Source organism: Tenacibaculum maritimum NCIMB 2154, from assembly GCF_900119795.1.
Lineage (GTDB): Bacteria > Bacteroidota > Bacteroidia > Flavobacteriales > Flavobacteriaceae > Polaribacter > Polaribacter maritimus.
Window position 1 is genome coordinate 2,421,053 of record NZ_LT634361.1, and the last position, 26,853, is coordinate 2,447,905.

The 26,853-nt window shown below is 31.8% G+C and carries 28 protein-coding genes; 14 read left to right on the top strand and 14 right to left on the bottom strand.

Features of this window, described 5'->3' with window-relative positions; translation table 11 throughout:
• Positions 1–22: 22 nt before the first annotated feature.
• The 12 genes from MARIT_RS10795 to MARIT_RS10850 all read right to left on the bottom strand — a co-directional run bounded on the left by MARIT_RS10795 (position 23) and on the right by MARIT_RS10850 (position 8,149).
• Positions 23–208, bottom strand: coding sequence for a hypothetical protein (locus tag MARIT_RS10795; protein ID WP_100211519.1), 186 nt, complete (start codon positions 206–208; stop codon positions 23–25).
• 279 nt (positions 209–487) lie between these two features.
• On the bottom strand, positions 488–673 hold the full coding sequence (locus tag MARIT_RS10800; RefSeq protein WP_100211520.1) for a hypothetical protein: 186 nt from the start codon (positions 671–673) through the stop codon (positions 488–490).
• A gap of 42 nt (positions 674–715) precedes the next feature.
• Positions 716–910, bottom strand: coding sequence for a hypothetical protein (locus MARIT_RS10805; RefSeq protein ID WP_100211521.1), 195 nt, complete (start codon positions 908–910; stop codon positions 716–718).
• Between the two features lie 42 nt (positions 911–952).
• Positions 953–1,138, bottom strand: coding sequence for a hypothetical protein (locus tag MARIT_RS10810; RefSeq protein WP_100211522.1), 186 nt, complete (start codon positions 1,136–1,138; stop codon positions 953–955).
• Between the two features lie 488 nt (positions 1,139–1,626).
• Complete coding sequence (locus MARIT_RS10815) at positions 1,627–2,112, bottom strand: hypothetical protein (protein ID WP_157926254.1); 486 nt, start codon at positions 2,110–2,112, stop codon at positions 1,627–1,629.
• 35 nt (positions 2,113–2,147) lie between these two features.
• Entirely contained in the window at positions 2,148–2,558 is a 411-nt protein-coding gene (locus MARIT_RS10820) for a type VI secretion system amidase effector protein Tae4 (RefSeq protein WP_100211523.1), read from the bottom strand.
• Positions 2,559–2,604: 46 nt separating this feature from the next.
• Complete coding sequence (locus MARIT_RS10825) at positions 2,605–3,261, bottom strand: response regulator transcription factor (RefSeq protein ID WP_024742355.1); 657 nt, start codon at positions 3,259–3,261, stop codon at positions 2,605–2,607.
• 975 nt (positions 3,262–4,236) lie between these two features.
• On the bottom strand, positions 4,237–5,079 hold the full coding sequence (locus tag MARIT_RS10830) for an NgoPII family restriction endonuclease (RefSeq protein ID WP_084339902.1): 843 nt from the start codon (positions 5,077–5,079) through the stop codon (positions 4,237–4,239).
• The gene (locus MARIT_RS10835) at positions 5,076–6,122 is read right to left on the bottom strand and encodes a DNA cytosine methyltransferase (protein WP_024742136.1); all 1,047 of its coding nucleotides are present in this window, start codon (positions 6,120–6,122) and stop codon (positions 5,076–5,078) included. Before MARIT_RS10835 ends, MARIT_RS10830 begins: the two co-directional genes overlap by 4 nt.
• Positions 6,119–6,433, bottom strand: coding sequence for a helix-turn-helix domain-containing protein (locus MARIT_RS10840; protein ID WP_024742137.1), 315 nt, complete (start codon positions 6,431–6,433; stop codon positions 6,119–6,121). Before MARIT_RS10840 ends, MARIT_RS10835 begins: the two co-directional genes overlap by 4 nt.
• 594 nt (positions 6,434–7,027) lie before the next feature.
• Positions 7,028–7,648 carry an L-threonylcarbamoyladenylate synthase gene (locus MARIT_RS10845; protein ID WP_024742138.1) on the bottom strand — a complete coding sequence of 207 codons (621 nt, stop codon included), beginning with the start codon at positions 7,646–7,648 and terminating at the stop codon, positions 7,028–7,030.
• Between the two features lie 3 nt (positions 7,649–7,651).
• The gene (locus tag MARIT_RS10850) at positions 7,652–8,149 is read right to left on the bottom strand and encodes an IS1096 element passenger TnpR family protein (RefSeq protein WP_024742139.1); all 498 of its coding nucleotides are present in this window, start codon (positions 8,147–8,149) and stop codon (positions 7,652–7,654) included.
• A gap of 82 nt (positions 8,150–8,231) precedes the next feature.
• On the opposite strand from MARIT_RS10850, the gene MARIT_RS10855 reads away from it, so the two are divergent.
• Genes MARIT_RS10855 through MARIT_RS10865 form a run of 3 tightly spaced genes read left to right on the top strand, consistent with a single transcriptional unit; the run spans position 8,232 to position 10,545 of the window.
• On the top strand, positions 8,232–8,639 hold the full coding sequence (locus MARIT_RS10855; RefSeq protein ID WP_024742140.1) for a PaaI family thioesterase: 408 nt from the start codon (positions 8,232–8,234) through the stop codon (positions 8,637–8,639).
• Complete coding sequence (locus MARIT_RS10860) at positions 8,639–9,484, top strand: alpha/beta fold hydrolase (protein ID WP_100211524.1); 846 nt, start codon at positions 8,639–8,641, stop codon at positions 9,482–9,484. The genes MARIT_RS10855 and MARIT_RS10860 overlap by 1 nt, the downstream gene beginning before the upstream one ends.
• Positions 9,481–10,545, top strand: a complete 1,065-nt coding sequence (locus MARIT_RS10865) for a chorismate-binding protein (RefSeq protein WP_100211525.1) — start codon at positions 9,481–9,483, stop codon at positions 10,543–10,545. The genes MARIT_RS10860 and MARIT_RS10865 overlap by 4 nt, the downstream gene beginning before the upstream one ends.
• Before the next feature lie 138 nt (positions 10,546–10,683).
• Here MARIT_RS10865 and MARIT_RS10870 read toward each other — a convergent pair whose 3' ends face one another.
• Together MARIT_RS10870 and MARIT_RS10875 are read right to left on the bottom strand one after the other, a co-directional pair.
• Entirely contained in the window at positions 10,684–11,043 is a 360-nt protein-coding gene (locus MARIT_RS10870) for a PUR family DNA/RNA-binding protein (protein ID WP_024742143.1), read from the bottom strand.
• A gap of 77 nt (positions 11,044–11,120) precedes the next feature.
• Positions 11,121–12,875 carry an ABC transporter ATP-binding protein gene (locus tag MARIT_RS10875; protein ID WP_100211526.1) on the bottom strand — a complete coding sequence of 585 codons (1,755 nt, stop codon included), beginning with the start codon at positions 12,873–12,875 and terminating at the stop codon, positions 11,121–11,123.
• Positions 12,876–13,052: 177 nt separating this feature from the next.
• On the opposite strand from MARIT_RS10875, the gene MARIT_RS10880 reads away from it, so the two are divergent.
• From MARIT_RS10880 to MARIT_RS10930, 11 genes are all read left to right on the top strand, one after another.
• Positions 13,053–14,153 carry a Glu/Leu/Phe/Val family dehydrogenase gene (locus MARIT_RS10880; protein ID WP_024742145.1) on the top strand — a complete coding sequence of 367 codons (1,101 nt, stop codon included), beginning with the start codon at positions 13,053–13,055 and terminating at the stop codon, positions 14,151–14,153.
• An 85-nt stretch (positions 14,154–14,238) separates the two neighbouring features.
• Positions 14,239–15,177: a transcription antitermination factor NusB gene (gene nusB / locus MARIT_RS10885; RefSeq protein ID WP_024742146.1), complete on the top strand. Its 939-nt coding sequence runs from the start codon at positions 14,239–14,241 to the stop codon at positions 15,175–15,177.
• A gap of 50 nt (positions 15,178–15,227) precedes the next feature.
• Positions 15,228–15,701: a DUF1573 domain-containing protein gene (locus tag MARIT_RS10890; RefSeq protein ID WP_024742147.1), complete on the top strand. Its 474-nt coding sequence runs from the start codon at positions 15,228–15,230 to the stop codon at positions 15,699–15,701.
• A complete protein-coding gene (gene yajC / locus MARIT_RS10895; protein ID WP_024742148.1) occupies positions 15,694–16,014 on the top strand; it encodes a preprotein translocase subunit YajC in 321 nt (106 codons plus the stop codon). Before MARIT_RS10890 ends, yajC begins: the two co-directional genes overlap by 8 nt.
• 196 nt (positions 16,015–16,210) lie before the next feature.
• Positions 16,211–17,149, top strand: a complete 939-nt coding sequence (locus MARIT_RS10900) for a CdaR family protein (protein WP_024742149.1) — start codon at positions 16,211–16,213, stop codon at positions 17,147–17,149.
• Positions 17,149–17,739 (top strand): dephospho-CoA kinase, encoded by a 591-nt coding sequence (gene coaE / locus MARIT_RS10905; RefSeq protein WP_038026046.1) that lies wholly within the window; start codon positions 17,149–17,151, stop codon positions 17,737–17,739. The genes MARIT_RS10900 and coaE overlap by 1 nt, the downstream gene beginning before the upstream one ends.
• A 110-nt stretch (positions 17,740–17,849) precedes the next feature.
• Positions 17,850–19,415 carry a sensor histidine kinase gene (locus MARIT_RS10910; protein WP_024742151.1) on the top strand — a complete coding sequence of 522 codons (1,566 nt, stop codon included), beginning with the start codon at positions 17,850–17,852 and terminating at the stop codon, positions 19,413–19,415.
• A gap of 12 nt (positions 19,416–19,427) precedes the next feature.
• Entirely contained in the window at positions 19,428–20,126 is a 699-nt protein-coding gene (locus tag MARIT_RS10915; protein ID WP_024742152.1) for a response regulator transcription factor, read from the top strand.
• 238 nt (positions 20,127–20,364) lie between these two features.
• The gene (locus tag MARIT_RS10920) at positions 20,365–21,264 is read left to right on the top strand and encodes an ABC transporter ATP-binding protein (RefSeq protein WP_100211527.1); all 900 of its coding nucleotides are present in this window, start codon (positions 20,365–20,367) and stop codon (positions 21,262–21,264) included.
• A gap of 46 nt (positions 21,265–21,310) precedes the next feature.
• Positions 21,311–22,156 (top strand): ABC transporter permease, encoded by an 846-nt coding sequence (locus MARIT_RS10925; protein ID WP_100211528.1) that lies wholly within the window; start codon positions 21,311–21,313, stop codon positions 22,154–22,156.
• 142 nt (positions 22,157–22,298) lie between these two features.
• Complete coding sequence (locus MARIT_RS10930) at positions 22,299–26,819, top strand: T9SS type B sorting domain-containing protein (protein WP_100211529.1); 4,521 nt, start codon at positions 22,299–22,301, stop codon at positions 26,817–26,819.
• Positions 26,820–26,853 lie beyond the last annotated feature (34 nt).

Here is a 26,853-nt window from a genome sequence, read left to right on the forward strand (position 1 = left end):
TTATACAATAAAAGATTCCTGTCTATTCCTCGTAACCATCGGGTTCATCCCTATCTCCTCCTGATACATCTGTAAAAGAATCTTCTTTGTTAATTCCAAATAGTTCTTGTTTTTCTTCTAATTCTGCTATCGTTTTTTCAGTAGTATCCGTACATGCTATACAACCAATGCACCATACAATTATTAAAAGCTTAAAAAATATTTTCATTTTAAATGTTGTAATTGTTGTTATACAATAAAAGATTCCTGTCTATTCCTCGTCCATATTTGGATTATCTCTATCTCCTCCCCCATCTCTTGGATCGTCTGTAAAAGAATCTTCTTTGTTAATTCCAAATAGTTCTTGTTTTTCTTCTAATTCTGCTATCGTTTTTTCAGTAGTATCCGTACATGCTATACAACCAATGCACCATACAATTGTTAAAAGTTTAAAAAATATTTTTATTTTGAATGTTGTAATTGTTACTATACAATAAAAGAGCGCTGTTTATTCCTCGTAACCATCGGGTTCATCCCTATCTCCTCCTGATACATCTGTAAAAGAATCTTCTTTGTTAATTCCAAATAGTTCTTGTTTTTCTTCTAATTGTGCTATCGTTTTTTCAGTAGTATCCGTACATGCTATACAACCAATGCACCATACAATTGTTAAAAGTTTAAAAAATATTTTCATTTTGAGTGTTGTAATTATTACTATACAATAAAAGAGCGCTGTTTATTCCTCGTAACCATCGGGATTATCTCTATCTCCTCCCCCATCTCTTGGATCGTCTGTAAAAGAATCTTCTTTGTTAATTCCAAATAGTTCTTGTTTTTCTTCTAATTCTGCTATCGTTTTTTCAGTAGTATCCGTACATGCTATACAACCAATGCACCATACAATTGTTAAAAGTTTAAAAAATATTTTCATTTTGAATGTTGTAATTGTTGTTATACAATAAAAAATCGTTTATTAATCTTCGTCCATATCGGGTTCATCCCTATCTCCTCCTGATACATCTGTAAAAGAATCTTCTTTGTTAATTCCAAATAGTTCTTGTTTTTCTTCTAATTCTGCTATCGTTTTTTCAGTAGTATCCGTACATGCTATACAACCAATGCACCATACAATTGTTAAAAGTTTAAAAAATATTTTCATTTTGAGTGTTGTAATTATTACTATACAATAAAAGAGCGCTGTTTATTCCTCGTAACCATCGGGATTATCTCTATCTCCTCCCCCATCTCTTGGATCGTCTGTAAAATAATCTTCTTTGTTAACCCCAAATAGTTCTTGTTTTTCTTCTGTTGGAAATCCAAACGATAACTGGAACCATAATGATTGATGAGAAAAAACAAAAAATAGCTGACCACGAAAAAATTACTATCCCTCTTCAATACGCCTTTTATTTAAAAAGTACAATTGATATATAACATAATCCAAATAACCATGCTAAAAACATACTCAATAATGAGTACGATATTTTATATTTTATTTTCTTCATATGGTTTTGATGTATTTACTAACGTGTATAGTATTGATACTGACGTTGTACTCTATCATTTCAGCATCAATGATTATTTTTTGTAGATTTTATTTAAGAAATTTATATGAATCTATTATGTTGTTTATATGGTTAATAGCAATTATTTTGAATGCGCAAAAGTATATAAATCTTTCATCCCTAAATAATTCTCTTTTTTACAAGTAAAATCGTTATACATAAATTCAGTTAGTCTTATTCCATTAGGTGCTATTACTATTCCTTGCACATTCATTCCACAAAATCCATCTTTATACTTTAAGTTTTTATTTTTTCTGGTGCATTCAGGCGCTTCATTACCCACCATAAGAAGCACTTTAACTATATTTCCGTTTTTTAAAAGCACCTCATCTTGTAAAACTTTATTTTTTCTGTTTTGCTCTACAAAATAAACAGGAGGACACATTTTAACTGTTTTTGAAATAAGTACTTCTTGGTTGTTTCTATAAGCCTTTATAAAAGCAATATTATCTTTTTCAGCTAGTATAAATTTATACCCAAAAGCAAAGCAAGTATCTGTTACTATCGCTTTTTTTTGTGCAAAACAAGTCATACAAAATAAGTTAATTACTAATAATATGTTTTTCATAATGTGTTTTATTTTTTAAATTAAAATATCATTATTTATGGTAGCTCCCAAAACCAAACTTCTTTTGCTTTAGAAAAATAGTCTTTAGATCCTGCTTTCATTTCGCTACCATTCCAAATATCAATATGATCCATTGCTCCCCAACCATCTTTAAAAAAAACCAATCCTTTTTTATTCCTATAATCTTTGTGAGTGGTTTCTCTTTTAACCGAAGCATTTCCAAATTTATTGGGTTGTGTTAGCATCCAATCTGCCAATTCTTGAGCCCTAAGAACATGATTACATTTTTTATGCTCTGGGGTCCAACATATAACCCCTTTAAAAGTATTCATATTAATATTTGACTTTAAAAAAGTAGCTCCCATTCTTATAGCGCATTGATTTGCAAAGTTACATAGGTTTGCAAACCCTGGATGATTGTTCCAAATTGCAATAAATTTTACCATCTTTTATCTACTTTAGTTATTTATTGTGTCATTTTTAAACTCATGGCTACTCGTCAGTTTTACCAATATTTAAAAATAATTGCGTTTTATATTTAATAGCCAATAAAGCCAGTTGAATATTGTCTTTAACCCTTAGTTTTTGCCTAATTCGTTGGGTATAATTACGAAAAGCACTGCCGCTGATATGCATTTTGTCGCTAATTTCATCAGCAGCAAATCCTTCAACCAACCATTTCATCACCTCTGTTTCTTTGGGTGATAATACATCCGTAATTAAATGATTGCCTCCTAAAGCCAATTGCTCATCAATAATTACCTCTCTAACCAATTCAGAAAAGTATTTTTTTCCATTAAAAACAGCTTCAATAGCAGTTACAATACACGCGGCTGATTCTTCTTTTAAAATATATCCTTTTGCTCCTAATTGTATCGCTTTTTGAATGACAGCAGCATCACAATAACTAGTTACTACAATTGTTTTGATACGGCTGTTTTTTTCTGATAAATATTTTAGTACATCTAACCCATTAAAACAAGGCATAGAAATGTCTAAAATTAATACATCACAAAAGTTTTGATCTAGCCAATCTATCAATCCATATCCGTCAGAAGAAGCCCCTACTACCTTTATTCCATGAGCTTCCAAGAGAACTTTATATCCCTCAATAACCACAGGATGATCATCCACTAAGTAAACTTTCATTTTTATTTTTATTAAGTAACACAAATCTATACAAAGCGATTTGCTCAAATTGTGGACATTTGTCCAGAGCCATAAAAAGTATTTTTACAAAAATGAATATACAAAAAATCTATCACAGAAATAATAAAAATTATTTTCTTTTATGTTTAACATCATTACACACAACATATTATAATTCCTCTTCTCATTAATACTGTATTTATCTGTATAAATCTTTTCACCTACTTTTTCTGTACAGCGTTTTTTTTTCTCGTAAAAACAGGCTACAAGATTTGAGCTTCGTTTTCTGTACCCTATTTTTTTCTCTCGTAAAAACACTGTACAAGATTTGAGCTTCGTTTTCTGTACAGTGCTTTTTTCCCTCGTAAAAACGCTGTACAAGATTTCAACTTCATTTTCTGTACAGTGTTTTTTTCTCTCGTAAAAACGCTGTACAAGATTTCAACTTCATTTTCTGTACAGTGTTTTTTTCTCTCGTAAAAACGCTGTACAAGATTTCAACTTCGTTTTCTGTACAAAGTTTTGAATCCTCTCCAAAAAGCTTGTACAGTTTTACACTATAAATCAATGAGTTACATATTGATCTTAAAAATAGTAGTGCGTTTTTTATGAGTGAACTGGAATTTGTTTCATGGTATTCAGGGAGCATACATGAACTTTTTAGGCCGTAGGTTGACTTTTCTTTATTTTTTGGAGAGGTAATGGAATCACGATTGTATCGTGCAGCAGATAACTAGTTTGGTCTGTAAATTATGTATTTATTAAGAGAAGCTACTTTAAGAATTGGAAGTAGTTTTCTTGTTTTTAAAAGGTATGAAAATTATTACTTGGTGTATTATGTATATGTATTTATTTTTTAGAAATACTTCTAAAGTATGCAAAAGAACCAACCATATTAGTAATATAATTGCGTTTAGGTTATACTGATTAAGATAAATACCACACGATGCAATCGTACGGCAACCCTAGAAAGGGCTATTTCAAATATTTTATCAATTTACATTTAATTAGCTTAGCAGGATTATTCGGGTCTTTTACGTCAACATCATCTATTGAAAACTTCTTGTCAATGATAGATTTAATTTTTTGTTTACTTTCCATTGGAAATGAATCATACTTCGAAATTGGTATGATACAAACAACTTCAAATTCATTTCCTCCTGTTTTATGTAGATAACTAAACACCTTTCGAGGGTTTTCAATTTGCCACATTCCTCTAATCCTTAGATTTGTAATTCCTAAAGGGTCAACTTTATTTACTCTTCCAAGTTCTTTTGTTTCCGAAAAGACAACATCTGAAATAGTTTTGATTCCATCTGAAATCGTATTCCTAATTCTTTGATATGTTTCGTGTTTTGCGGCGTAAACATTACCATAAACTAGCCAAAGTGATTTTAATTCAGAATCAGTTGTATGTCCAACACAATAAATTAAATCCTTAGTTGTCCAATCTTCACACTCTTTGCACTCTTTTGTAATCATTGGACTATTAGCATGAATATCTGCCTTTGGGTAAGAACTATTTAAAGCTAAACTACTTCCTGCACTTTGTGTCTTCTTAACTTCAATAGCATCACCACCTTTAATCATTATATCAGGTGGATTGTTTTGTGACCCCAACCAAGAAAACTTTTGATTGAAGATTTTCATTCTGTCTTTTTCATCTTCCGTTTGAAAAGTGTTAGCAAATGAATCTTTGATATAGTTTTCTAAAGCATCTCCCATACTATTTGCTCTGTTGCTACCCGAATAAATAGATTTTAACTTTCTTTCTGGAAATGATACGATATTATAAATCGATTCTAATATATTGGTCATATTGAGTGTAATTCTTTTACGGTTTGTTTGCTCTTAATATTTTCGACTAATTCGTTAGTTTTTATTTGATTTTTAATACTCTCAGCTAAAAACTTTGCCATATTAACTGGCACTGCATTTCCAATCATTTTATAACCAGCTGCAATTTTTTGGTAATGAAATATAAAGTTGTCAGGAAAAGTTTGGATTCTTGCACACTCTCTTACGCTTAATCGTCTGTATAAATGTTCTTTTCCTGGAACAAAAACACGTTTATTTTTCTCAATAAATTCCATTTTTGGTGCTTGTGGATGAATTGGTGCGTGCCTTCCTCCTGCTTGAATAGTAAAAGACTGTTCATTCCAAGCCCTAACTCTGTTTCTAGACATAAATATTGAAGAAAAACTACCAATCATATATTCATGATTTGGTATTAAACAATTGTTTCCATTTGTGTTATTATATTCTCGAGCAGGTAAAACTCCTTCTTGTAAATCTCCGATCGCTGTTTTCAAATCAATTTTTGGAAAAGTTTTTGTTGGAAACTCGTACTTAAATCCTAAATCTTTTCTAATTCCGATAAAGAAAACACGTTTTCTGTCTTGCGGTACATTATAGTTACAAGAATTAAGCATTTTAAATGAAAGCTCGTAACCAACTCCTGCGTTTCTAAACAATTCCTTTATGCCTTCTAAGGCTTCTGTATGTTTAGAAATTAGCATTCCGCTAACATTTTCAGCCAAAAAGAATTTAGGTTGTTTTTCTTCTAGAATTCTTATGAAATCGTAAAAAAGTTGTCCTCTCTTATCTTTAATTCCTCTTGCAGCACCTGCTTCGCTCCAACTTTGACAAGGGGGACCTCCAATAATGCCATCACAATCAGGGACCTCATTGGCAGGAATATTTACAATACTTCTTTTATCTAAATTGGTTTTTTTATGGTTCTTTTCATAAGTTTCCCAAATATCTTTATCATATTCGTTTGCCCAAATTACGTCAAATCCAGCTTTTTCAAAGCCCAAATCCAATCCACCTGCTCCTGCAAAAAATGATACTACTTTCATAATACTTTTTTCTTTATTGTTCTTCTATATTCTGCTTTTTCTTCGGCAACTTTAAGTAGTTGTTTTGAGCAATTGTATTCATATATTGATTTTCCAATTTGGTCGGAAACATACTCATTCATTATTTCTTCAATTTCAAGTTGGAATATTTTAGATAATAATGGAATTCGCTTCTTGCCAAATTCTCTTTTATCATTTTCTATTTTGCTCAAATTAGCAGCATCTAAGTTTAATTTAGCGGCTAATTGAGTCAACGTTAGATTATTTTCTAATCTTAATTTCCTTATGTATTCTCCAAATGTGGTTCTCATAAGACTTGTCATTTTTTGACAAATCTAAATCTTTTTGTCGATTTATTCAATTAGTCAGTTGGAAAATTTTAGCTTTTCTGTTTTTTAGAACGCTGGTAAAATCGAAAGTATTAAAGTATGTAGTTGGTTTCAGCTTGTATATAACTTGCCATAATACATATAAAAATCTTTTCTAAAACTACTTATACTTATATGAGCACATTTTCTATTTTAATAATAAGCTATTACCTTTTAATCTACTTTTTCTGCATCCTATTTTTTCACCTCGTAAAAACAGGATACAAGATTTGAGCTTCATTTTCTGTACAAAGTTTTGAATCCTCTCCAAAAAGCTTGTACAGTTTTATACTATAAGTCAATGAGTTATATATTGATCTTAAAAATAGTAGTGCGTTTTTTATGAGTGAACTGGAATTTGTTTCATGGTATTCAGGGAGCATACATGAACTTTTTAGACCGTAGGTTGACTTTTCTTTATTTTTTAGAAGTAAAACCAAGCAAAAAATAAAGAGCAAACTAAAAGGCCAGTTACTTGCATTCAAATATGCACTAAGTATATACCTAGGCGATGATTAACCTTATTTTTTTAACTAATTACAAAACATCTAAGCTTCCTTTTCCTTCTCTTATTACTTCTGGTGTTTCAGTAGTTAAATCAATAATTGTAGAAGCATGATTGTCTCCAAACCCTCCATCAATAACAACATCTACCCTATTTTGCCATTTTTCAAAAATCAGTTCAGGATCTGTTGTGTATTCTATGATTTCATCTTCATCATGAATGGATGTTGATACGATTGGATTTCCTAAAGCCTCTACAATAGCTCTTGCAATAGTATTATCTGGCACTCTAATTCCTACTGTTTTACGCTTTTTAAAAACCTTAGGCAAAGAGTTACTTCCTGGTAAAATAAAAGTATATGGCCCTGGTAAACTTCTTTTTAAAACTTTATAGGTAGCCGTATCTATTTGCTTTACATAATCTGACAAGTGACTCAAATCATTACATACAAATGAAAACTTAGCTTTTTCTAGCTTTACCCCTTTTATTTTAGCTATTTTTTCTAAAGCTTTTGTATTAGTAATATCACAACCCAAACCATATACGGTATCTGTTGGATAAATAACGAGCCCTCCTTTTTGCAATACTTTTACAACTTTTTCTATTTCCTTCTCATTAGGATTTTCCGAATATATTTTTATAAACTCTGCCATGTTCTAATAATTTTCAAAATCAAAATCATCCAAGCTTTCAAAAGTATCAAACCCACCAAGCTCATCTTCAAAATCTTTTTCAAGCTCATCTGCCTTAAATTCTTTTTCAGGAACTTTTACAGGTACTTTTCCTACAGACAATACCGTTTTTGACCCTTCAATAAACGCTTCCGAAATTTCAATTACCTCTACATAAAATGTCCACATCGCTAAAAAATCATATACATAAATTAGCTTATCTCCTTCTTTTAACAAGGCATTACTTAATGTTTCTGTAGCCATAGACACCCCCTCTCCTGCTTCTGCCATATTAAATAATGGAATTTCTTCTCCTTGATTCCACTCACTATCAGCTCTATAAAAAGAAGCCATTTCTTGTCCATTAAAACCAAAACTATTAATGATTGCAAAATGTAACTTTTCTAAACTTACATTTTCATTAATTAAAAAGGTTCTGATTACATCTTCCTTAGTGTCTAAAATTACGCGTACTTTATACATGTTTGTTTGTTAATTCGTATGGCAAAAATACGACAAAATATATGTACTTTTACAAGGTTAAAAAGTAATTCAATATACCTACATGGAAAAAGTAGCATTCCTGAACCAATGGAGTAAAAACACCCTAATGGAAACCTTAGACATAACGTTTACAGAAGTGGGAGAAGATTTTGTTATTGCTAAAATGCCCGTAAGCTCTAAAGTACATCAACCGTATGGAATTTTACATGGAGGTGCTACGGCTGCTTTGGCTGAAACTGTTGGTAGCGCGGCTTCTGCCCTGTTTGTTGATGGAAAAACAAAAATTGTAAAAGGTATTGAACTAAGCATTAACCATCTAAAAAGTAAAAAAGAAGGAACTGTTTTTGCTACTGCCAAAATGGTACATCAAGGAAGAACCACACATTTATGGGAAATTAGAATTGTGGATGAAGATCGTAATTTAATTTCCTTGTGTAAAATCACTAATATTATTTTAGATAAGAAATAATGCTTACAAAAATCGTCAAAATAACGGTAATTGTAATTGCTTTCTTATTGGCAGCTGTATATGGTATCTTCTACTACTTTTCTACTCCTAAGTCAGCTACCGAAGTACTCGCTATTTTTAAGAATACAGATAAAAAACCCATCTTAACCTATCCTTCTTTCAAAGGTTTTACCTATAGAAAATTGGCCATACAGCAAGACACCACATTACCTACTCTCGTTTTTGTTCATGGGGCTATTGGAGCGGCCACCAACTTTAGCAAATACATGAAAGATCAAATGCTTTTAACAAAGGCAAATATGATTTCTTACGACAGAGTTGGGTATAATTACAACGATAAAAATACAGTACAAGAAAATATTGCTTTTGAAACAGCTCTTTTAGAAAATTTAATTGCTGACATTCCTCCTCATAAAGTAATTATAGTAGGGTATTCTTATGGAGGTCCTATTGCTCTTGCTACCAAAAAGAAATACAAAAAAATAGTTTTACTTGCTCCTGCTGTGTACAGCAAAGTAGAGCCTATGCCTTGGTTGGTAAAATTTTACCAATGGAAGCTTACTCGCTGGTTAGTTCCTAAAATTTGGAAAGAAGCTAGTAAAGAAAAACTATCTCATCAACAAGAATTGACAAAGTTTGAAAAAACATGGTACACCAGTCCTAATACTATTGTGTGCATTCATGGCACTGCTGATTGGGTTGTTCCTTTTTCAAATGCCGAATTCTTACAGGCACAGTTTCCTAAAGAACAATTAAAATTGATTTCAATGAATGAGGTTGGACACAATTTGGTTTGGAGTCAATTTGATTTTATAAAAAAACAATTATTAGCACAATTAGATTGAATATTTTTAAACACATTACTACTGCCTATCAAAAGCAACTTCCTTTTGTAGTTTATAGAAAACCTTCTTCAGAAAGAATTGCTGGTTTTTTTCAAAAAACAGATGAATTGCACTTTGCAAATGATTATACAGAAGAAGGATTTGTTTTTGCTCCTTTTAACAACACCGAACAAAGCATTTTAATTCCTAAAAAAAAGGCTGACTATATAGAAGAAACTATTGTTGTTAACCTAGAGAACACTTCTATAAAAAGCGTTGATACTGTTACTAAAAGTACTCTCGCTGCTCAAAAAAAACATGTTGACCTCGTTCATAAAGGTATAAAAGCCATACATAAAAATGAGTTTAAAAAAGTGGTACTTTCTCGCAAAGAGAGCATTTCCTTATCCAATACCGATTTTATCAATATATATCAAAAACTCCTACACACCTATCCTTTAGCCATGGTTTATGTTTGGTTTCATCCAAAAATAGGTTTATGGCTTGGAGCAACACCTGAAACCTTACTAAAAATAAAAGGAAATACCTTTGAAACAATGTCACTCGCTGGAACCCAATTATACAAAGAAACCCTTGATGTAACTTGGAGTCAAAAAGAAATTGATGAACAGCAATTTGTAACAGACTATATTATTGAAAAGTTACAAGAAAAAGAAATTCCAATCACTGCTTCCTCTCCTACTACCGTACAGGCTGGTAGCTTAGTACATCTTTGCACTAAAATTACAGGAACATTCCATTTCAAAAACACTGAGCTTATCAATGCCCTGCATCCAACTCCTGCTGTTTGTGGACTTCCTAAAAAAAGGGCTAAAACATTTATTCTTGAGCAAGAAAATTACCATCGTTCTTTTTATACCGGTTTTTTAGGTGAGCTCAATTTAAAACCCAATCATGCTACTATAAAAGAATCTGATTTATACGTAAACCTTAGATGTATGCAACTTAAAAATGCAGAAGCCCATATTTTTATTGGAGGAGGTATTACCAAAGATAGCAGCCCTGAAAAAGAATGGCAGGAAACAGTATCAAAAGCCAACGTAATGAAAAAAGTATTGTGATTTGTATTTATAAAAAAACCACAGTATTAATTCCTGTGGTTTTTTATGTAAATTGAATTTAAAATTTTAGATACCTCTTACTGATGAATACATTCATTTAGTAAAATATATCAAAAATATTTTTTCTAAGACTTAGGTTTAAATGTCATCAAAAGAAACATCAGTAAAGCTTTCTGCTGACTTTACTTCTCCACTTACTTCTTCCTTTTTATAGTCTTTCTGATGACGCTCACTAATTACCTCACCTCCTTTTTCATCCAATATATACTGGGTTGCTTTACCTAGCATTTCTTGAAAATCAGCAAAATCTTCTTTGTACAAGTAAATTTTATGCTTTTGGTAATGGAATGATCCATCATCATGTGTAAACTTTTTACTTTCTGTAACAGTTAAGTAGTAGTCATCCGCTTTAGTAGATCTTACATCAAAAAAATAAGTTCTTCTTCCTGCTCTTAAAACCTGTGAAAAGATTTCTTCTTGTTCAACTCTCTCGTTCATAATTCTAAAAAAATAGTCGTTGTTATTCCGTTTATTAAGACAAAGCTACTAAAATATTTTAGGTAGTCATACTAAAACTAAATTTCTTTTTCTAAAAGTTGTTGCTCATATAACTCTTTATAGTATCCTTGCTCCTCTATTAACTGATTATGAGTACCTTTTTGCACAATTCTACCTCCATCTAAAACAATAATTTTAGTAGCATTTTTGGTTGAAGAAACCCTATGGCTAATAATAAATGTTGTTTTATTTTTAGAAACCTCTTCTAAATTTGATAATATTCTTTCTTCTGTTTCTGTATCTACCGCAGAAAGACAATCGTCAAAAATTAAAATTTTCGGGTCTTTAATGATTGCACGAGCAATAGATGTACGTTGCTTTTGTCCTCCTGAAAGCGTTACCCCTCGTTCTCCTAGCACCGTGTCATATCCTTCTTTAAAACCTATAATATTCTCATGAATTACCGCCTTTTTAGCTGCTTCTATAATTTCTTCTTTCGTTGCTGCTTCCTTTCCAAATTTAATATTGTTTTCTATCGTATCCGAAAATAAAAAAGGATCTTGAGGTACAAAACCTATCTGACTACGAATAGCATTCAAGTTACATGCTTTAATTGGTTTTCCATCAATAAGAACGCTTCCTTCCGTAGCATCATACAGTCGTGCTATCAAATTTACTATAGATGATTTTCCACTTCCTGTTTTTCCTAAAATAGCAATGGTTTCTCCTTCTTTTACTTTAAAACTCACTTCTTTTAAAGCTGTTATATAAGTATCGTCATAAGTAAGAGATACTTTTTCAAAGGTTACTTCTCCTCTTACAACAGTTGCTTCTTCAACTTCATTTTTAATTTCTGGAACTTGCTCTAAAAACTCGTTAATACGTTGTTGAGAAGCTTCCGCCTGCTGTACCATAGAAGTTACCCAACCAATAACTGCCACAGGCCATGTAAGAATATTTACATACAAAATAAACTCCGCAATAACACCTATTTTTATTTCTCCAGCAATATATTGCTTTCCTCCTATATAAATTACTAGTAAATTACTAATACCTATTAAAAGAATCATTAAAGGAAAAAATAATGCTTGCACCTTATGTAGTTCAATATTCTTTTCCCTACTCTCATTTGCCAAATCGTTAAATTTTGCTGCTACAGTATTTTCTATACCATACGATTTTACCACATTTATTCCAGAAAAAAACTCTTGGTTAAACGTTGTTAACTTTGATAAATACTGCTGTACAATCGTACTCCTTTCATTAATAATTTTACTTAAAACAAAGATAGATACTGACAAAACAGGAAAAGGAAGCATGGTATATAACGTTAGTTTTACATCTGTTTTTAGCATTTGGTACATTCCTATTCCAAATGATACCACCATGTTTGTAGTGTACATAACAGCAGGACCAAAATACATACGAACCTTAGAAACATCTTCACTAATACGATTCATTAAATCTCCTGTTCTATTCTTCTTGTAAAAATTAATAGATAACCTTTGGTATTGCTGATAAATTTCATTTTTCAAATCAAATTCAATCAAACGAGACGTCACAATAATGGTTTGGCGCATCAAAAAAGTTAGCGCTCCAGCGCCAATAGCAGCCCCTATAATAAGTAATACATTCATCAATAATTCATGCTTCACTACAGTAATACTTGTGGTTGTTTTGGCTACATAAGCCTCAACCACATCAAAAGAGGCTCCTATGATCTCAGGAATTTTAAGAGATAAAAATTTGGATAAGATGGTAATAAAGACCCCTATAATTAGCCTCCATTTGTATTTTACAAAATATTTATTTAGATATTGTAACGCTTTCAATGATATTAATTTTAAAAAAAACAAATATATTCTATTTATCAGACAACATTTACCTTATTATTACTAAAAAAAACATAATAGCGTATCGTTTATTTTGATAGTAATTACGAATATCATACTTTTGCTACTGAATTTTTGAGAAATACACAATTCTCTTTTTAAAAACCATATAAACAAATGACATCAGAAATCATTGATACTAAAGACCTTAAAAGCGATCCTGTTTTTGGACAGCTTTCTTTTGATGGTCACGAACAAATTGTTTTTTGTAACGACGAAGATACAGGTTTAAAAGCAATTATTGGAATTCACAATACCGTTTTAGGCCCTGCTTTAGGAGGTACTAGAATGTGGCAATACAATAATGAGTGGGAAGCCTTGAATGATGTATTGCGTTTGTCACGTGGAATGACGTTTAAAGCCGCTATCACAGGATTGAACCTAGGAGGTGGTAAAGCAGTTATTATTGGCGATGCAAAAACTCAAAAAAATGATGCTTTAATGCGTAAATTTGGCGAGTATGTAAACTCTTTAAGCGGAAAATATATTACTGCTGAAGATGTTGGAATGGAAACTAGAGATATGGATATTATTCGTGAAGTAACTCCACATGTAACAGGTATTTCAGAAAGTAAAGGAGGAGCAGGAAATCCTTCTCCTGTAACTGCTTATGGAGTATATATGGGAATGAAAGCTGCCTCTAAATACCAATTTGGTACTGATAATTTAGAAGGAAAAAAAGTATTGGTTCAAGGAGTAGGTCATGTAGGAGAAACTTTAGTAAAGCATATTACTGATGAAGGCGGACAAGTATTTCTTAATGATATTAATGAAGCTCGCCTAGCTGAATTAAGTAAAAAATACAACGCTAATGTAATATTAGGAAACGATATTTATGGTTTAGATGTTGATATTTATGCCCCTTGTGCATTAGGAGCTACTATTAATGACACTACCATCAATCAATTAAAAGCAAAAGTAATTGCTGGAGCTGCTAACAACCAATTAGCTGATGAAATAAAACATGGCAAAATGTTAAAAGACAAGGGCATTGCATATGCTCCTGACTTTTTAATAAATGCGGGAGGTATTATTAATGTATATGCTGAGCTAGAAGGCTATAATAGAGACGAAATTAATCGTAAAACTGAAAATATCTATAATACTACCTTAGACATTTTTAACCTTTCAGCAAAGGAAGATATCACTACGCATAACGCAGCGCTTAACATTGCACAAAGTAGAATAAATACTCGTAAAAAAGAACAGCAATCTTAAGTAAAAAACAATAAATAATACTATTTTTGCAGAGCGTTAGAAACAAATTCTTTCGCTCTTTTTTTTAAACCCAAGTTCTTTAGAAATGATTAACAGAAGACATATTCGAGTTAAAGTAATGCAGTCTGTATATGCTATGCAACAATCTCATCATGATGATTTAATAAAGGAAGAAAAATTTATTAAGCATAGTATTCAAAAAATGTTTGATTTATATGTATTAAACATCCAACTACTTTCCGAAGTCCAACAATTAGCTGCTAAAAAAATAGCTTTATCTAAGAAAAAAATTCTTGCTACTAAAGAAGATCTAGACCCCAATACTAAATTTATTCATAACAGACTTATTAATATGATTCCTGATAGTGTTAGTATTGATAGCTATGTTGAAATTAACAGGCTTCATAACTGGCAAGAAGATGATGAATATGTTAAAATTATATGGGACGAACTTCAAAAAAGTGAATTGTATAAAAAATACATGAGCACTGTAGAGGACTCCTATAATGTGGACAGAAGCTTTGTGATTGATTTTTTTAGAGAAATTATTGCCCCCAATGAAAAACTAGCAGAATACTACGAAGATAAAATGATCTCTTGGGTAGATGATATTCCTTTTATAAACACTTGGGTATTAAAAACATTGAACAAACAAAAAGAAAACCGCTCTTTTATGTTAGGCAATCTGTATAAAGATGATGATGACAAACAATTTGTGTCTGATTTATTTAGAAAAACAGTGCTTCACCAACATAAATATGAGGACGATATCAAAGATAAAACACCTAACTGGGAGGCTGATAGAATTGCTGAAATTGACATGATTCTAATTAAAATGGCAATTACTGAATTTCTTCACTTCCCCTCCATTCCTAGCCGTGTAACTATTAACGAGTATATTGAACTTGCAAAAGATTACTCTACAGAAAAAAGTGGCTACTTTATTAACGGAGTATTGGATAAAATATCTAAAGACTACGAAGCTACTGATAGAATGAGAAAAGTAGGTAGAGGATTATTGTAAATAATTCTTATTTTTACAGACAAATTTTTAATTTAAAAACTTTCAATAAAATGAAAAAAGTATTTATAGCAGTTGTAACCTTAGCTTTGTCTTCAGTTATGATTTCTTGTGGAAATAACAATGCTACATCAAAAGTAAAGAAAGAAAATGTTTTAAACGCTGAAAAAAGAGATAACGATATCAGTAAAGGTGCTCCTGTTATTAAATTTGATAGAACTGTACATGATTTCGGTACTGTAAACGAAGGAGAGATTGTTGAAACTTCTTTTACTATCACCAACTCAGGAAATTCTAATTTAGTAATTACCAATGCACAAGCTACTTGTGGTTGTACTGTACCTGTATGGCCAAAAGAAGCTATTGCTCCTGGAAAAACTGGAGAAATTAAAGTTAAGTTTAATACTAGTGGTAAACCTAACAAACAATCTAAATCTGTAACATTACACACCAATACTGCGCAAGGTAGAGAGGTTGTAAAAATAACAGGAATGGTTACACCTAAAAACAAAAAACCGAATGCATAATTTATTTTTGCAAGCAAATGGAGGTGGGCTTATGAGTATGCTGCCTTTTTTAGCCATGATTTTGGTACTTTACTTTTTTATGATACGTCCACAAATGACACGTCAAAAAAAAGAAAAACAATTTCAAGCTGAAATAAAAAGAGGAACCAAAATTGTTACTACTAGCGGTATTCACGGAAAAGTAGTGGATATTAACGAAACTGATGGAACGGTTACTGTTGAAACAGGAGCAGGTAAAATAAAGTTTGAGCGTTCTGCCATTTCAATGGAAATGAGTAAAAAATACGTGAAAACAAATACTGCTAAAAAATAATACCATTGCTACAAAATAAAAAGTGAGCTTGAAAGCTCACTTTTTATTTTTAAACTTTTGAACCGATTTAACTTTTTTCCATTTCCTAAAAATTGCCTTTTCCAATTGCTTTTATTTTTTTTATCTTCATACAAAAAGACTTTAATAGCATGCTTAAAATAAGTTCTTTCTATAAATTAGACCATATTCTATACCATTGAAAAGATTAACTAAAATACCTAAGGCTTTTATCGCTTTTTTAGTGATTTCTATATTTTTTTGGCTATTAACAAAACTATCCAAAGAATATACTACTACAATTAATGTACCCATAGCATACATTAATTTACCACAGCATAAAATACTTCAAAAAGACACTCCCAAACGGATCAATCTATCTATAAAAGGTTCTGGATTTAAATTATTTACGGCTAATCTTGAAAATATCACCTTAAAACTAAATGCTGCCAACATTTCAAAGGAAGTAAAAAACAGCTATTCTCTTTCTTTAAAAAAACAGCTAAACGAAATCAAAAAACAGCTTCCTACTGGTCTCGCATTGCAACCTCTTGAAAACAATATCATCTACTTAAGCTTGGATAGCTTGTCTTCTAAAAAAGTTCCTGTAGAAGCCAATCTAAAAATCACTTATGAAAAAGGATACAATCTTTCTGGTAACATCATTCTAGAACCTGACAGCATTCAAATTTCTGGAGCAGAAACAGCTATAAAAAATATCGAAAAACTAACACTGCACCAACTACCTCTCAAAAACCTTTCAAAAAACACCACAAAAAACATTGAAATCCACGAAGCTAAAGTGCTAAAAAAAATCAAATTTTCTCACAATACCGTAAAAGCCTATATCAAAATAGATAAATTTACAGAAGGCTATTTTGAAGTACCTTTTACCTTAAAAAATGTTCCTGCTGATACAGAAATCAACACTTTTCCTAAACTGGTAAAAGTTTCTTATACAGTAGGGCTAAAAGATTTTAATAAAGTGAATGCGAACTCGTTTTCTATTATTTGCGATTATAAAAAAACAATAAACAATAATATTGATTACCTTATTCCTGAAATAGAAAATCAACCCAAACTTATTAAATCAGTAAAAATTTCTCCAAAAAAAATAGAATATCTAATTCACAAATAATGGTTGTAGGTTTAACAGGAGGCATTGGAAGCGGAAAAACAACAGTGCTCAAAGAATTTCATAAATTTGATAATATCGCAATATATATAGCTGATATAGAAGCTAAAAAATTAATGAATAACTCTAATGAAATTAGAGAAAAAATAACCAACGAGTTTGGAAAAAAAGCTTTTCTAAACGAGCAATTGAACCGCCCGTTCTTGGCCAATATCGTTTTTAGCAATAAAGAAAAGCTAGCTACCTTAAACGCTATTGTTCATCCTGTAGTAACACTACATTTTAAAAATTTCATAGCAGCCAATAGAGATAAAGCTTTCATTCTTTACGAAAATGCCATCCTTTTTGAAAACAAAAGCAACCTAATTTGTGATAAAATAATAACCGTAACCGCTCCTAAAGAATTACGCATTCAACGTGTCTTAAAGAGAGACCAGTCCTCTGAAAACGAAATCATTAACCGAATGAATAATCAATGGAGCGATACCAAAAAAACACTTCAATCTCACTACATCATCGAAAATATAGATTTTAGCGAAACTATGTTAAAAGTATCCGAAATTCATAATAAATTAACTAAAACGAGCACTTAAAATAAAAAGCCCTTAATAATAATTGTTAAAAAAAACTTAATTTTATAATTATTTTTGTTAATCTAAGTTAAAATAACAACCCCCTAATTTTATTAAAGTACTTTTGAATAATGGGTAAGAAAATTTTTATTCTCATTGTATTTTTAATGAGTGTTTCTTTAATCGGTATTATTTCCGTGCAAGTATATTGGATTAAAGATGCCATAAAAAACAAGCACCAAGAATTTGAAACTGACGTGCGTATAGCATTGGCAAGAACCGCTGAAAGAATCAAAGAGAAGGAAAGAGAGGAATCTTACAGAGAATATAGTAAGTTCTTTGAAAATGATCAATTTAGAACAAACGCAGAAATAAAAAACTTTTTATTTCAACAAATTGATACTATCGGTAAGCAGAAATTCACATTTGGTTCTACCATATTGGAAGAAAATTTTAAAATTCCTTCTGGTTTCTTAGAAAATGATTCTATTATACTCAAACGTTTTTCTGGTAAAGAAGATTTTTATTATTCTAAGATAGCTGGAGACAATAAAGAATTAGCGAATACTTTGGGCGAAAATAGATTTTCTGTTTTCAAGCATTATTCTAAATGGGAAAAGGAGCACTTAGATTATATGTTTTCTCAAAGAAAGCGCATCGTTCCTATTCATAAAAGAATTAATAATAGAGCACTAAACAATACCTTAAAAGAAGAGTTTTTAAAGCGAAATATAAATCTAAACTTTAAATATGGAGTTTATGAAAATGGCTTAGCAACTCCATTAAAATCTGGGTACTACACTGTAAATACAGAAGACAGCCATTATTATCCTTTATTTGAAAATCATCAAGGAAATAGCAATTTCAAGTTATATGTAACTTTTCCCGATGAAAAAAAAGAACTCCTTTCTAATATGATGTGGATCTTTTTACTTTCTATATTCTTTATAGTCATCATCATTATTGCCTTTTCTAGCTCACTATACCAACTCGTTCGTCAAAAGAAAATATCTGAAATCAAAACAGATTTTATCAATAACATGACACATGAGTTTAAAACACCTATTGCTACTATAAATTTAGCCTTAGATGCTATTAAAAACCCAAAAATCATCAATGATGAAGAAAAAGTAAAACGATATGTTCAAATGATTCGCGATGAAAACAAACGAATGCATGGCCAAGTAGAAAATGTATTGCGAATGTCTAAATTAGAAAAGAATCAAATTGATCTTAGTAAAGAAGCTATTGATGTTCATGACATTGTAGAAGAAGCCATTGAACATGTGCAATTATTAGTTTCAGATAAAAAAGGAAATATTAACATACATTTTAAAGCGATATCTACTGAAGTCTTAGGAAATCAATTTCATTTAACCAATGTTTTTGTTAACATTCTTGAAAATGCTATTAAGTATTCTGAAAGAGCTCCTATGATTGATGTTTTTACAGAAAGCACTAACAAATATTTTATTTTAAAAGTGAAAGACCAAGGTATAGGAATGAGCAGAAACGCTCAAAAATATGTTTTCAATAAGTTTTATAGAGAGCATAAAGGAAATATTCACAACGTAAAAGGCCACGGATTAGGTTTGTCATACGTAAAAGAAATCATTGATAACCATCATGGAACGGTTTATGTTGAAAGTGAAAAAGGAAAAGGAAGTACATTTACAGTTAAACTACCATTAATTTAAATTGAAGGGAATATGGGAAGTAAAAAAATATTATTAGTTGAAGACGATCCAAATTTTGGAACGGTATTAAAAGATTATTTAGCATTGAATGATTACAATGTAACGCATGCTAAAGATGGCATTGAAGGGTTAATTATGTTTAAAAATGGTGACTATGACCTGTGCATTTTAGATGTAATGATGCCTCGTAAAGACGGCTTCTCTTTGGCGGCAGACATTCGTGCTACTGACAAAGAAGTTCCTATTGTTTTTTTAACAGCAAAAACTTTAAAAGAAGATGTTTTAAAAGGATACCAAGTTGGTGCTGATGATTATTTGAACAAACCTTTTGACTCTGAAGTACTACTTTTTAAAATAAAAGCAATTTTACAACGAAAGGAATCGGAAAAAACTACAGATACAGAGCAATTTGAATTTACAATCGGACAATTTTCTTTTAATTCAAAATTACGCCATTTAAGCTTTAACGGTGGAGAAGCTCAAAAGCTATCTCCTAAAGAAAACAAACTGCTACGTATGTTAGCCATCCATAAAAATGATTTAATGCCTAGAGAATTGGCCTTGACGAAAATCTGGAGAGATGATAATTATTTCACTTCTAGAAGTATGGATGTTTATATCGCTAAATTACGTAAGTATTTAAAGCTTGATGAAAGTGTTGAAATTTTAAACATCCACGGAGAAGGGTTTCGATTGATAGAAAACCAATAAAATACTGCTTTTTATAAAGAAAAAACACTTTACTTTTAACAATTGTAAAGTGTTTTTTTTTTATCGCAATGGAACCTTCTTGAAAAGAAGACTGAAAGTAGCTCTCTTACTAGTATTAAAGCCTTTTTTATTCCTCATGAAAATAACATTTCTATTCAAAATAATCAAAAACAAGCCTTTTATCTGTAACAAAACTTTATGCAAATCGTTTTATCAACATAACTAATTAAAAAATTCTTTGGAAACAATACTATCTCTTAGAAATCTAAATAAAAAATACGGAAATGTTCACGCTGTAAATAACCTTTCTTTTGATATTCAAAAAGGAAATATTTATGGAATACTAGGACCTAATGGAAGTGGTAAATCTACCACATTGGGCATCATTTTAAATGTAATTAATAAAACTTCTGGTGAATTCAATTGGTTCAACGGAAGACTTTCAACGCAGGAAGCTTTAAAAAAAGTAGGCGCCATTATTGAACGCCCCAACTTTTATCCCTATATGACTGCTAATCAAAACTTGGAATTAATTTGTAACATAAAAAATGTTCCATATAGTAAAATAGCAGAAAAATTAAAAGCTGTAAACCTTTACGAACGCAGAAATAGCAAATTTAGAACCTATTCCTTAGGAATGAAGCAACGCTTAGCCATTGCCTCTGCCCTTTTAAATGATCCTGAAATTTTAATTTTAGATGAACCTACCAATGGCTTAGACCCTCAAGGCATCCATGAAATTCGCGAAATTATAAAAAACATCTCCAACAACGGTACTACAATTTTGCTAGCATCTCATCTATTAGATGAAGTTGAAAAAATATGCGATCATGTAATTGTCATGAGAAAAGGTAAAAAATTATACAGCGGTCGCCTTAACGAAATTACTGCAAGTAATGGTTTGTTTGAATTGAAAGTTGAAAAAGAAGAAAAAAAGCTCTTACACATTCTTAAATCGCATCCTGCAGTAGCCTACACTCAAAAAGAAGGAGACACCATCATTGTCAACTTAAAAAAAGAACTCTCTGCCAGAGATATAAATGCTTTTTTGTTTCATAATGGTATTGTACTATCTCATTTAATAAAGCGAAAACCTAGCTTGGAACAGCAATTCCTAGACCTAACAAATAACCAATAACCGCTTTTTTAATCATTTTACTGCTAATACTTACACTTTTACCAACATGTTACGATTATTAACTATAGAATTTCATAAACTTAAACACAATAGAGCCAGCAAGGTGCTTTCTATTATATATTTTGTACTATTAACTTCCATTGCACTGGTGGCTGCTATTAAATTTGATATAGGTCCTATTAAATTCCATTTAGCAGATCAAGGTATTTTTAACTTCCCTTATATCTGGCATTTCAACACATATATTGCAGCCATTTTTAAATTCTTTTTATTATTGGTTATTGTTTCTATGACAGCAAATGAGTACAGCTACAAAACACTCAAGCAAAACCTAATTGATGGCTTAAGTAAAAAAGAATTCATCCTTTCTAAATTTTATGCCGTTGTGGTATTTGCTGCAATTTCTACCCTCTTTGTTTTTATAACCTCTTTAACCCTAGGACTCATCTACTCAGACTATAATGAGTTTTCTATCATAACTTCTGGCTTCATTTATTTATTCGCTTTCTTTATAAAATTAGTAGGCTTCTTTTCTTTTGGCTTATTCTTAGGTATTTTAATCAAACGTTCTGCTTTTGCTGTGGGTGCCATGCTTATTTGGCTTCTGAATGAAAATATGATTAGAGGCTATCTTTACTCGTTTTTTGATACTGCCGAAAATACTACAGAAAAAGTCAATCAAATTATGCAATTTCTTCCTTTAGAAGCCATGTCTAACCTTATTAAAGAACCTTTTACCAAATTAGGTGCTGTAAAATCTGTTGCGAAAAGAATGGGAGAAACGATTGTAAAAGATTTTTCCGTTAATTACGCTGATATATTCATTGTATTGGCTTGGACATTTATTTTCATCTACCTTTCTTATATACTCTTAAAGAAAAGAGATTTATAAACACTTCTAGTACTTATTTCATCATGGCAACTGCAATCTTTCTTTTGACTTTTGTTGTTGCCATTATTTTATACTTTGCTTAAAAAAAGAAGTTTTATAAGCCTTTTTACTTATTTTAGCCTTTTTTCTAATTATTTTTCTAATGAAAAGGCTTACTATATTATTTTTCACCTTATCCTGTGCAGTTAATTTATTTTCTCAAAAGGAGGCCAACTATTGGTACTTTGGGCAAAATGCTGCTTTAAATTTTAATTCAGGAACTCCCGTCCCTATATTGGGCTCTTTGTTAAGTACCACTGAAGGTTGCTCTTCTTTTTCTGATAGTAATGGAAATTTGCTGTTTTATGTTGGAGCGCCAAATACTGGAGCTTCTAATTTAACTGTTTGGAACAAAAACAATAAACCCATGCCTTTTTGTGATGTAGCCAATGGCGGACAACCATTACAAGGAGATGCTTCCAGTTCTCAATCTGCATTAACAATTCCTGCCCCTGGAAAACCAAATATATACTACCTCTTTACGGTAGGAGCTCCTTCGAGTAATAATCAAGGTTTTTGGTATTATACCATAGACATGACTAAAGACAATGGTAATGGTGATATTATAGCAGGGCCTATAGACTTGTCTGAAAATAGAGCTACTGACTGGAGTGAAAAAATTACTGCCGTAAGGGCTAAAGAATGCAATACCTTTTGGGCCATTTCCTTGCTGCGTTCTGATACTTTTTATGCTTATAAAGTAAATAGTACTGGAGTACATGGTACTCCTGTTAAATCTAAAATTGCAGGACTTAGAATCAACGATCCTAGGGGATATCTGAAAGTATCGCCAGATGGTAAAAAACTTATTGCTGCAAGCATGGGATCTGGAACTCATTTATTTGATTTTGATGCTACTACAGGTATCGTATCAAATGCGCGAATTTTAAACGTTTCTGGAAATAGCTATGGGGTTGAGTTTTCTGCTTCAAGCAAGAGATTGTACATTTCTACAGGAGACTTTTTAGGGGCTACTGAAAATTTATTTCAATTTGACATGAGCCTGCCTAATATTAATGATATCAACAATTCTAGGTATTTAGTGCATAGTTATTACAACACTAGAGGGGCACTGCAATTGGGGCCTAATCGTAAAATTTATTGGACAAGTGATAGCGCTACTAGTATTAGCGTTGTTAATAATCCTGAGGTACTGGGTGCTGGTTGTAATTACGCTCACCAATCTGTTAATTTAGGGGGGGCTATCGCCAGCCAAGGATTGCCTCCTTTTATTTCATCTTTATTACTTCCTACCGAAATTAAAGATTTAGATAATGACCAAAAATTAAATGACTTAGACTTACAATTTTGCTCAGGAGCCAATAAATCAATTGCTCCTAATCCTGTAGATCCTAATTTAATACAACCTGCAACTGTTGTTACATATACTTGGTTTTTTGAAGATGCTACTGGAACTACTAATCAGATTCATAATGATCGTGTTTTAACATTAACAAATATTTCTCCAGCGAATAATGGTAAATATACCTTAGCAATCAATTATACGAATACTTGTGGTGATTTGATCAAACAAGAAGGTACCTTCTCTTTTGAAGTGTTTGCTCCTGCTACTGCTACCAAACCGTTAGATATTTATTATTGCGATAGTGATAATGATGGTCTTCATAATTTTGACTTGGCTGCCTTAAAAAATGGGGACATATTAAACGGACAAGATCCAAATACTTTTGACGTATTATTTTTCTCAACAAAAGCAGATGCTGAAAACAATGTTACTGCCAATAGTTTACCTACTCCATATACAAACCCTGCTCCGTTTAGTACAACAACAATATATGTTAGAGTACATAACAAAAAAGCACCTAATGCTTGTTTTGCTTTAACCGAATTTGAGCTAAAAGTTAATGGCCTTCCTGTTCCTGCAACACCTCCTTTGTATAGGGTATGTGATGATATTGCTAATGGCGGCGATACCGATGGCTTTTTCAATGCTTTTTTACTAAATACGAAAGACACGGCTATTTTAAATGGATTGGATCCTACCACATACGATGTATTATATTATACAACTGCTGCTGCTGCTCAAACAAGAGATGCTGGCCTTTTAATAGATAAAACCGCTCCGTATAGAAATATCGTAAAAGATACACAGCCTATCTATGTACGTGTGGAAAATAAAAATAATACCAATTGCTTTGATGCTAGTGTTTCTTTTAATTTAGAGGTGGCTAAAAAACCTGTGATTAAAAACAATCCTGCCAGCCTAAGGCAATGTGATGATAACGCTGATTTAATTACTACTTTCAACCTTACAAAAGCTCGAATAAATATTTCTGACAATTACACCAACGAAACATTTACATACTATGCTACCCAAGCGGCTGCCATTGCAGGAACTCCTGAAATTGCAGATCCTATTAGGTATCCTGTAAATACCAACGGGCAGGTTTGGATTAAAACGACCTCCATACATGGTTGTAGTCGTATTTCTAGTGTAAATTTAGTGGTTGGATATGCTGCTGATTTGGCTTATAACAAAGTATTTGAAGCTTGTGATGATCTTTTAGATATTGATGGAAATGATACTCCTGCTATGAATGATGATACTGATGGTATTACTACATTTGATTTTAGCGTGGCTACTAATGAAATTAAAAACCTCGTTCCTAATCCTGCTATAAGACCTAACTTAGAGGTACTTTTTTATGAAAACCCACAAGATCGAGTAGCTGCTGTAAATGAAATTACTGATATCGCAAACTACCGAAATAAGCGCATTCCGAATACAACAGGTACAAACTTTCCGATTTATGTAAAAATTGTCAATAAGACAAATAATGACTGTACTGGCTTGGCTACCTTATACCTAAAAGTAAATACCACTCCTATTGTAAATGATATTCCTGATATTGTAGAGTGTGATGACTATATTTCTGGTGCTTTAAACGATGGAAAAAATGTAAATATGGACCTTCGTAATTATACCGTAGCAACCATTTTAGGCCCTACGCAAGCCGTAAATGATTTTGAAATTACCTACTACCATACTAAAAACGATGCAGACACCAAAAATAATCCAATCACAAATGACACGACCTATACAGGTACTCATAACGAAATCATTTATGTAAGGGTGGAGCATAAAACTTCGGGGTGTTTTAACACGCATAAAAACTTTAAAATCCTAATCAATCCGCTTCCTACAATCCCTAATAGCATTCCTAAAATAACGGTTTGTGATGTTCCTAATGCTTTTGATGGCGATGCTAGAAATAGATTGGCTAATGGTATTAACTTGGCTGAAAGAGATGTGGATGTTCTTAATGGTAAAGATCCTGCTCTTTTCTCAGTAAGTTACCATACCTCTTCACAAGATGCTATTGATGGACTGCGACCTCTTAATAAGAATAATTTTTCTAATGATCCTGGGCTTACTACATTTCCGGCTGATTTTAATACGGATGATCCTGCCATTCAAAAGGTATATGTTAGTATTCTTAATGAAACTACTCAGTGTAGGTTCGGATTTGTTGTATTGGATGTTGTAATTTACCCGAAACCTAATACACCTGCCATAATTGCTCCGTACATTGCCTGTGACAATACGTCTGATGCCAATGCGGATGATGCCAATGGTGTGAATGGGGATATTACTTTGAAAAATAAAAAACCAGCAATCTTAGCAAACTACACACCTGCTGAACATGCTAATTTCACCGTAAGCTATCATACTTCTTCTACGGATGCCATGACAGGAAGCAATCCATTGAATGAAAATCTATATGAAAACAGTACCAACGGAGAAACTATTTATGTAAGGGTTTTAAATAACTTAACCAAATGTGTGAGCTATGATACTTCTTTTACGATTCAAATCAATCCTTTGCCTTCTTTTGATGTTCCTGCTGATCAGGTGTACTTTTGTTTAAATACAGCTACGCGAAAAATAGCTGTTGAAAATGCTGGGGCTATTTATGATTATGAGTGGACTAATGAGGCAGGACAGGTTATTGCTGCTGGTGAAGATCTTATCGAAGTTCCTATAACAAGCGCAGGGAATTATACGGTTACTGCTACTATGAAAGATGGCACTAACTGTAATCGTACAAAAACAATTAGCGTTAAAGCCTCTAATATTGCTACGATAAATGATGCCAATATTCGAGTAATTGATGATACGGATAATAATACTATTGAAATTATAGATACTTCCTTACTTGGTCCTGGAAATTACCAATACCTCCTGCTTGATGCAGATGGTGCTATTGTAAAAGATTTTCAAGAGGAACCTCTGTTTGATCAGTTAGAAGGAGGAATCTATACGCTTGTGATCAATGATAAAAATGGTTGTACTCCTGATACAAATTTTGAAATATCTGTAATTGAATTTCCTAAATTCTTTACCCCTAATGACGATGGCATTAAGGATACTTGGCATATCAAAGGGGCCAATGCTACTTTTTATCCTTCTAGCGCAATTCATATTTTTAATAGATTTGGTAAAGTGGTGGCTACAATAGGCATTGATGATTTGGGTTGGGACGGACGCTATAAAGGGAAGCAGTTACCTCCTAATGATTATTGGTTTAAAGTACAATTAATCCATAGAAATAAGAAAAAAGTAATCAACAGAACAGGTCATTTTTCGCTTTTAAGGAATTAATTCAAGCTTGATAAATTACCTTTCATACGGATAC

Excerpts from the sequence above, each read along its gene's own strand:
- MARIT_RS10830 (WP_084339902.1), bottom strand. The coding sequence starts at position 5,079 with ATGACCAATATATTAGAATCGATTTATAATATCGTATCATTTCCAGAA.
- MARIT_RS10820 (WP_100211523.1), bottom strand. The coding sequence starts at position 2,558 with ATGGTAAAATTTATTGCAATTTGGAACAATCATCCAGGGTTTGCAAAC.
- MARIT_RS10870 (WP_024742143.1), bottom strand. The coding sequence starts at position 11,043 with ATGAACGAGAGAGTTGAACAAGAAGAAATCTTTTCACAGGTTTTAAGA.
- MARIT_RS10800 (WP_100211520.1), bottom strand. The coding sequence starts at position 673 with ATGAAAATATTTTTTAAACTTTTAACAATTGTATGGTGCATTGGTTGT.
- MARIT_RS10840 (WP_024742137.1), bottom strand. The coding sequence starts at position 6,433 with ATGAGAACCACATTTGGAGAATACATAAGGAAATTAAGATTAGAAAAT.
- coaE (WP_038026046.1), top strand. The coding sequence starts at position 17,149 with ATGGTTGTAGGTTTAACAGGAGGCATTGGAAGCGGAAAAACAACAGTG.
- MARIT_RS10825 (WP_024742355.1), bottom strand. The coding sequence starts at position 3,261 with ATGAAAGTTTACTTAGTGGATGATCATCCTGTGGTTATTGAGGGATAT.
- MARIT_RS10815 (WP_157926254.1), bottom strand. The coding sequence starts at position 2,112 with ATGAAAAACATATTATTAGTAATTAACTTATTTTGTATGACTTGTTTT.
- MARIT_RS10860 (WP_100211524.1), top strand. The coding sequence starts at position 8,639 with ATGCTTACAAAAATCGTCAAAATAACGGTAATTGTAATTGCTTTCTTA.
- MARIT_RS10880 (WP_024742145.1), top strand. The coding sequence starts at position 13,053 with ATGACATCAGAAATCATTGATACTAAAGACCTTAAAAGCGATCCTGTT.
- MARIT_RS10835 (WP_024742136.1), bottom strand. The coding sequence starts at position 6,122 with ATGAAAGTAGTATCATTTTTTGCAGGAGCAGGTGGATTGGATTTGGGC.
- MARIT_RS10925 (WP_100211528.1), top strand. The coding sequence starts at position 21,311 with ATGTTACGATTATTAACTATAGAATTTCATAAACTTAAACACAATAGA.
- MARIT_RS10810 (WP_100211522.1), bottom strand. The coding sequence starts at position 1,138 with ATGAAAATATTTTTTAAACTTTTAACAATTGTATGGTGCATTGGTTGT.
- MARIT_RS10910 (WP_024742151.1), top strand. The coding sequence starts at position 17,850 with ATGGGTAAGAAAATTTTTATTCTCATTGTATTTTTAATGAGTGTTTCT.
- MARIT_RS10855 (WP_024742140.1), top strand. The coding sequence starts at position 8,232 with ATGGAAAAAGTAGCATTCCTGAACCAATGGAGTAAAAACACCCTAATG.
- nusB (WP_024742146.1), top strand. The coding sequence starts at position 14,239 with ATGATTAACAGAAGACATATTCGAGTTAAAGTAATGCAGTCTGTATAT.
- yajC (WP_024742148.1), top strand. The coding sequence starts at position 15,694 with ATGCATAATTTATTTTTGCAAGCAAATGGAGGTGGGCTTATGAGTATG.
- MARIT_RS10805 (WP_100211521.1), bottom strand. The coding sequence starts at position 910 with ATGAAAATATTTTTTAAACTTTTAACAATTGTATGGTGCATTGGTTGT.
- MARIT_RS10890 (WP_024742147.1), top strand. The coding sequence starts at position 15,228 with ATGAAAAAAGTATTTATAGCAGTTGTAACCTTAGCTTTGTCTTCAGTT.
- MARIT_RS10915 (WP_024742152.1), top strand. The coding sequence starts at position 19,428 with ATGGGAAGTAAAAAAATATTATTAGTTGAAGACGATCCAAATTTTGGA.
- MARIT_RS10795 (WP_100211519.1), bottom strand. The coding sequence starts at position 208 with ATGAAAATATTTTTTAAGCTTTTAATAATTGTATGGTGCATTGGTTGT.
- MARIT_RS10930 (WP_100211529.1), top strand. The coding sequence starts at position 22,299 with ATGAAAAGGCTTACTATATTATTTTTCACCTTATCCTGTGCAGTTAAT.
- MARIT_RS10850 (WP_024742139.1), bottom strand. The coding sequence starts at position 8,149 with ATGTATAAAGTACGCGTAATTTTAGACACTAAGGAAGATGTAATCAGA.
- MARIT_RS10845 (WP_024742138.1), bottom strand. The coding sequence starts at position 7,648 with ATGGCAGAGTTTATAAAAATATATTCGGAAAATCCTAATGAGAAGGAA.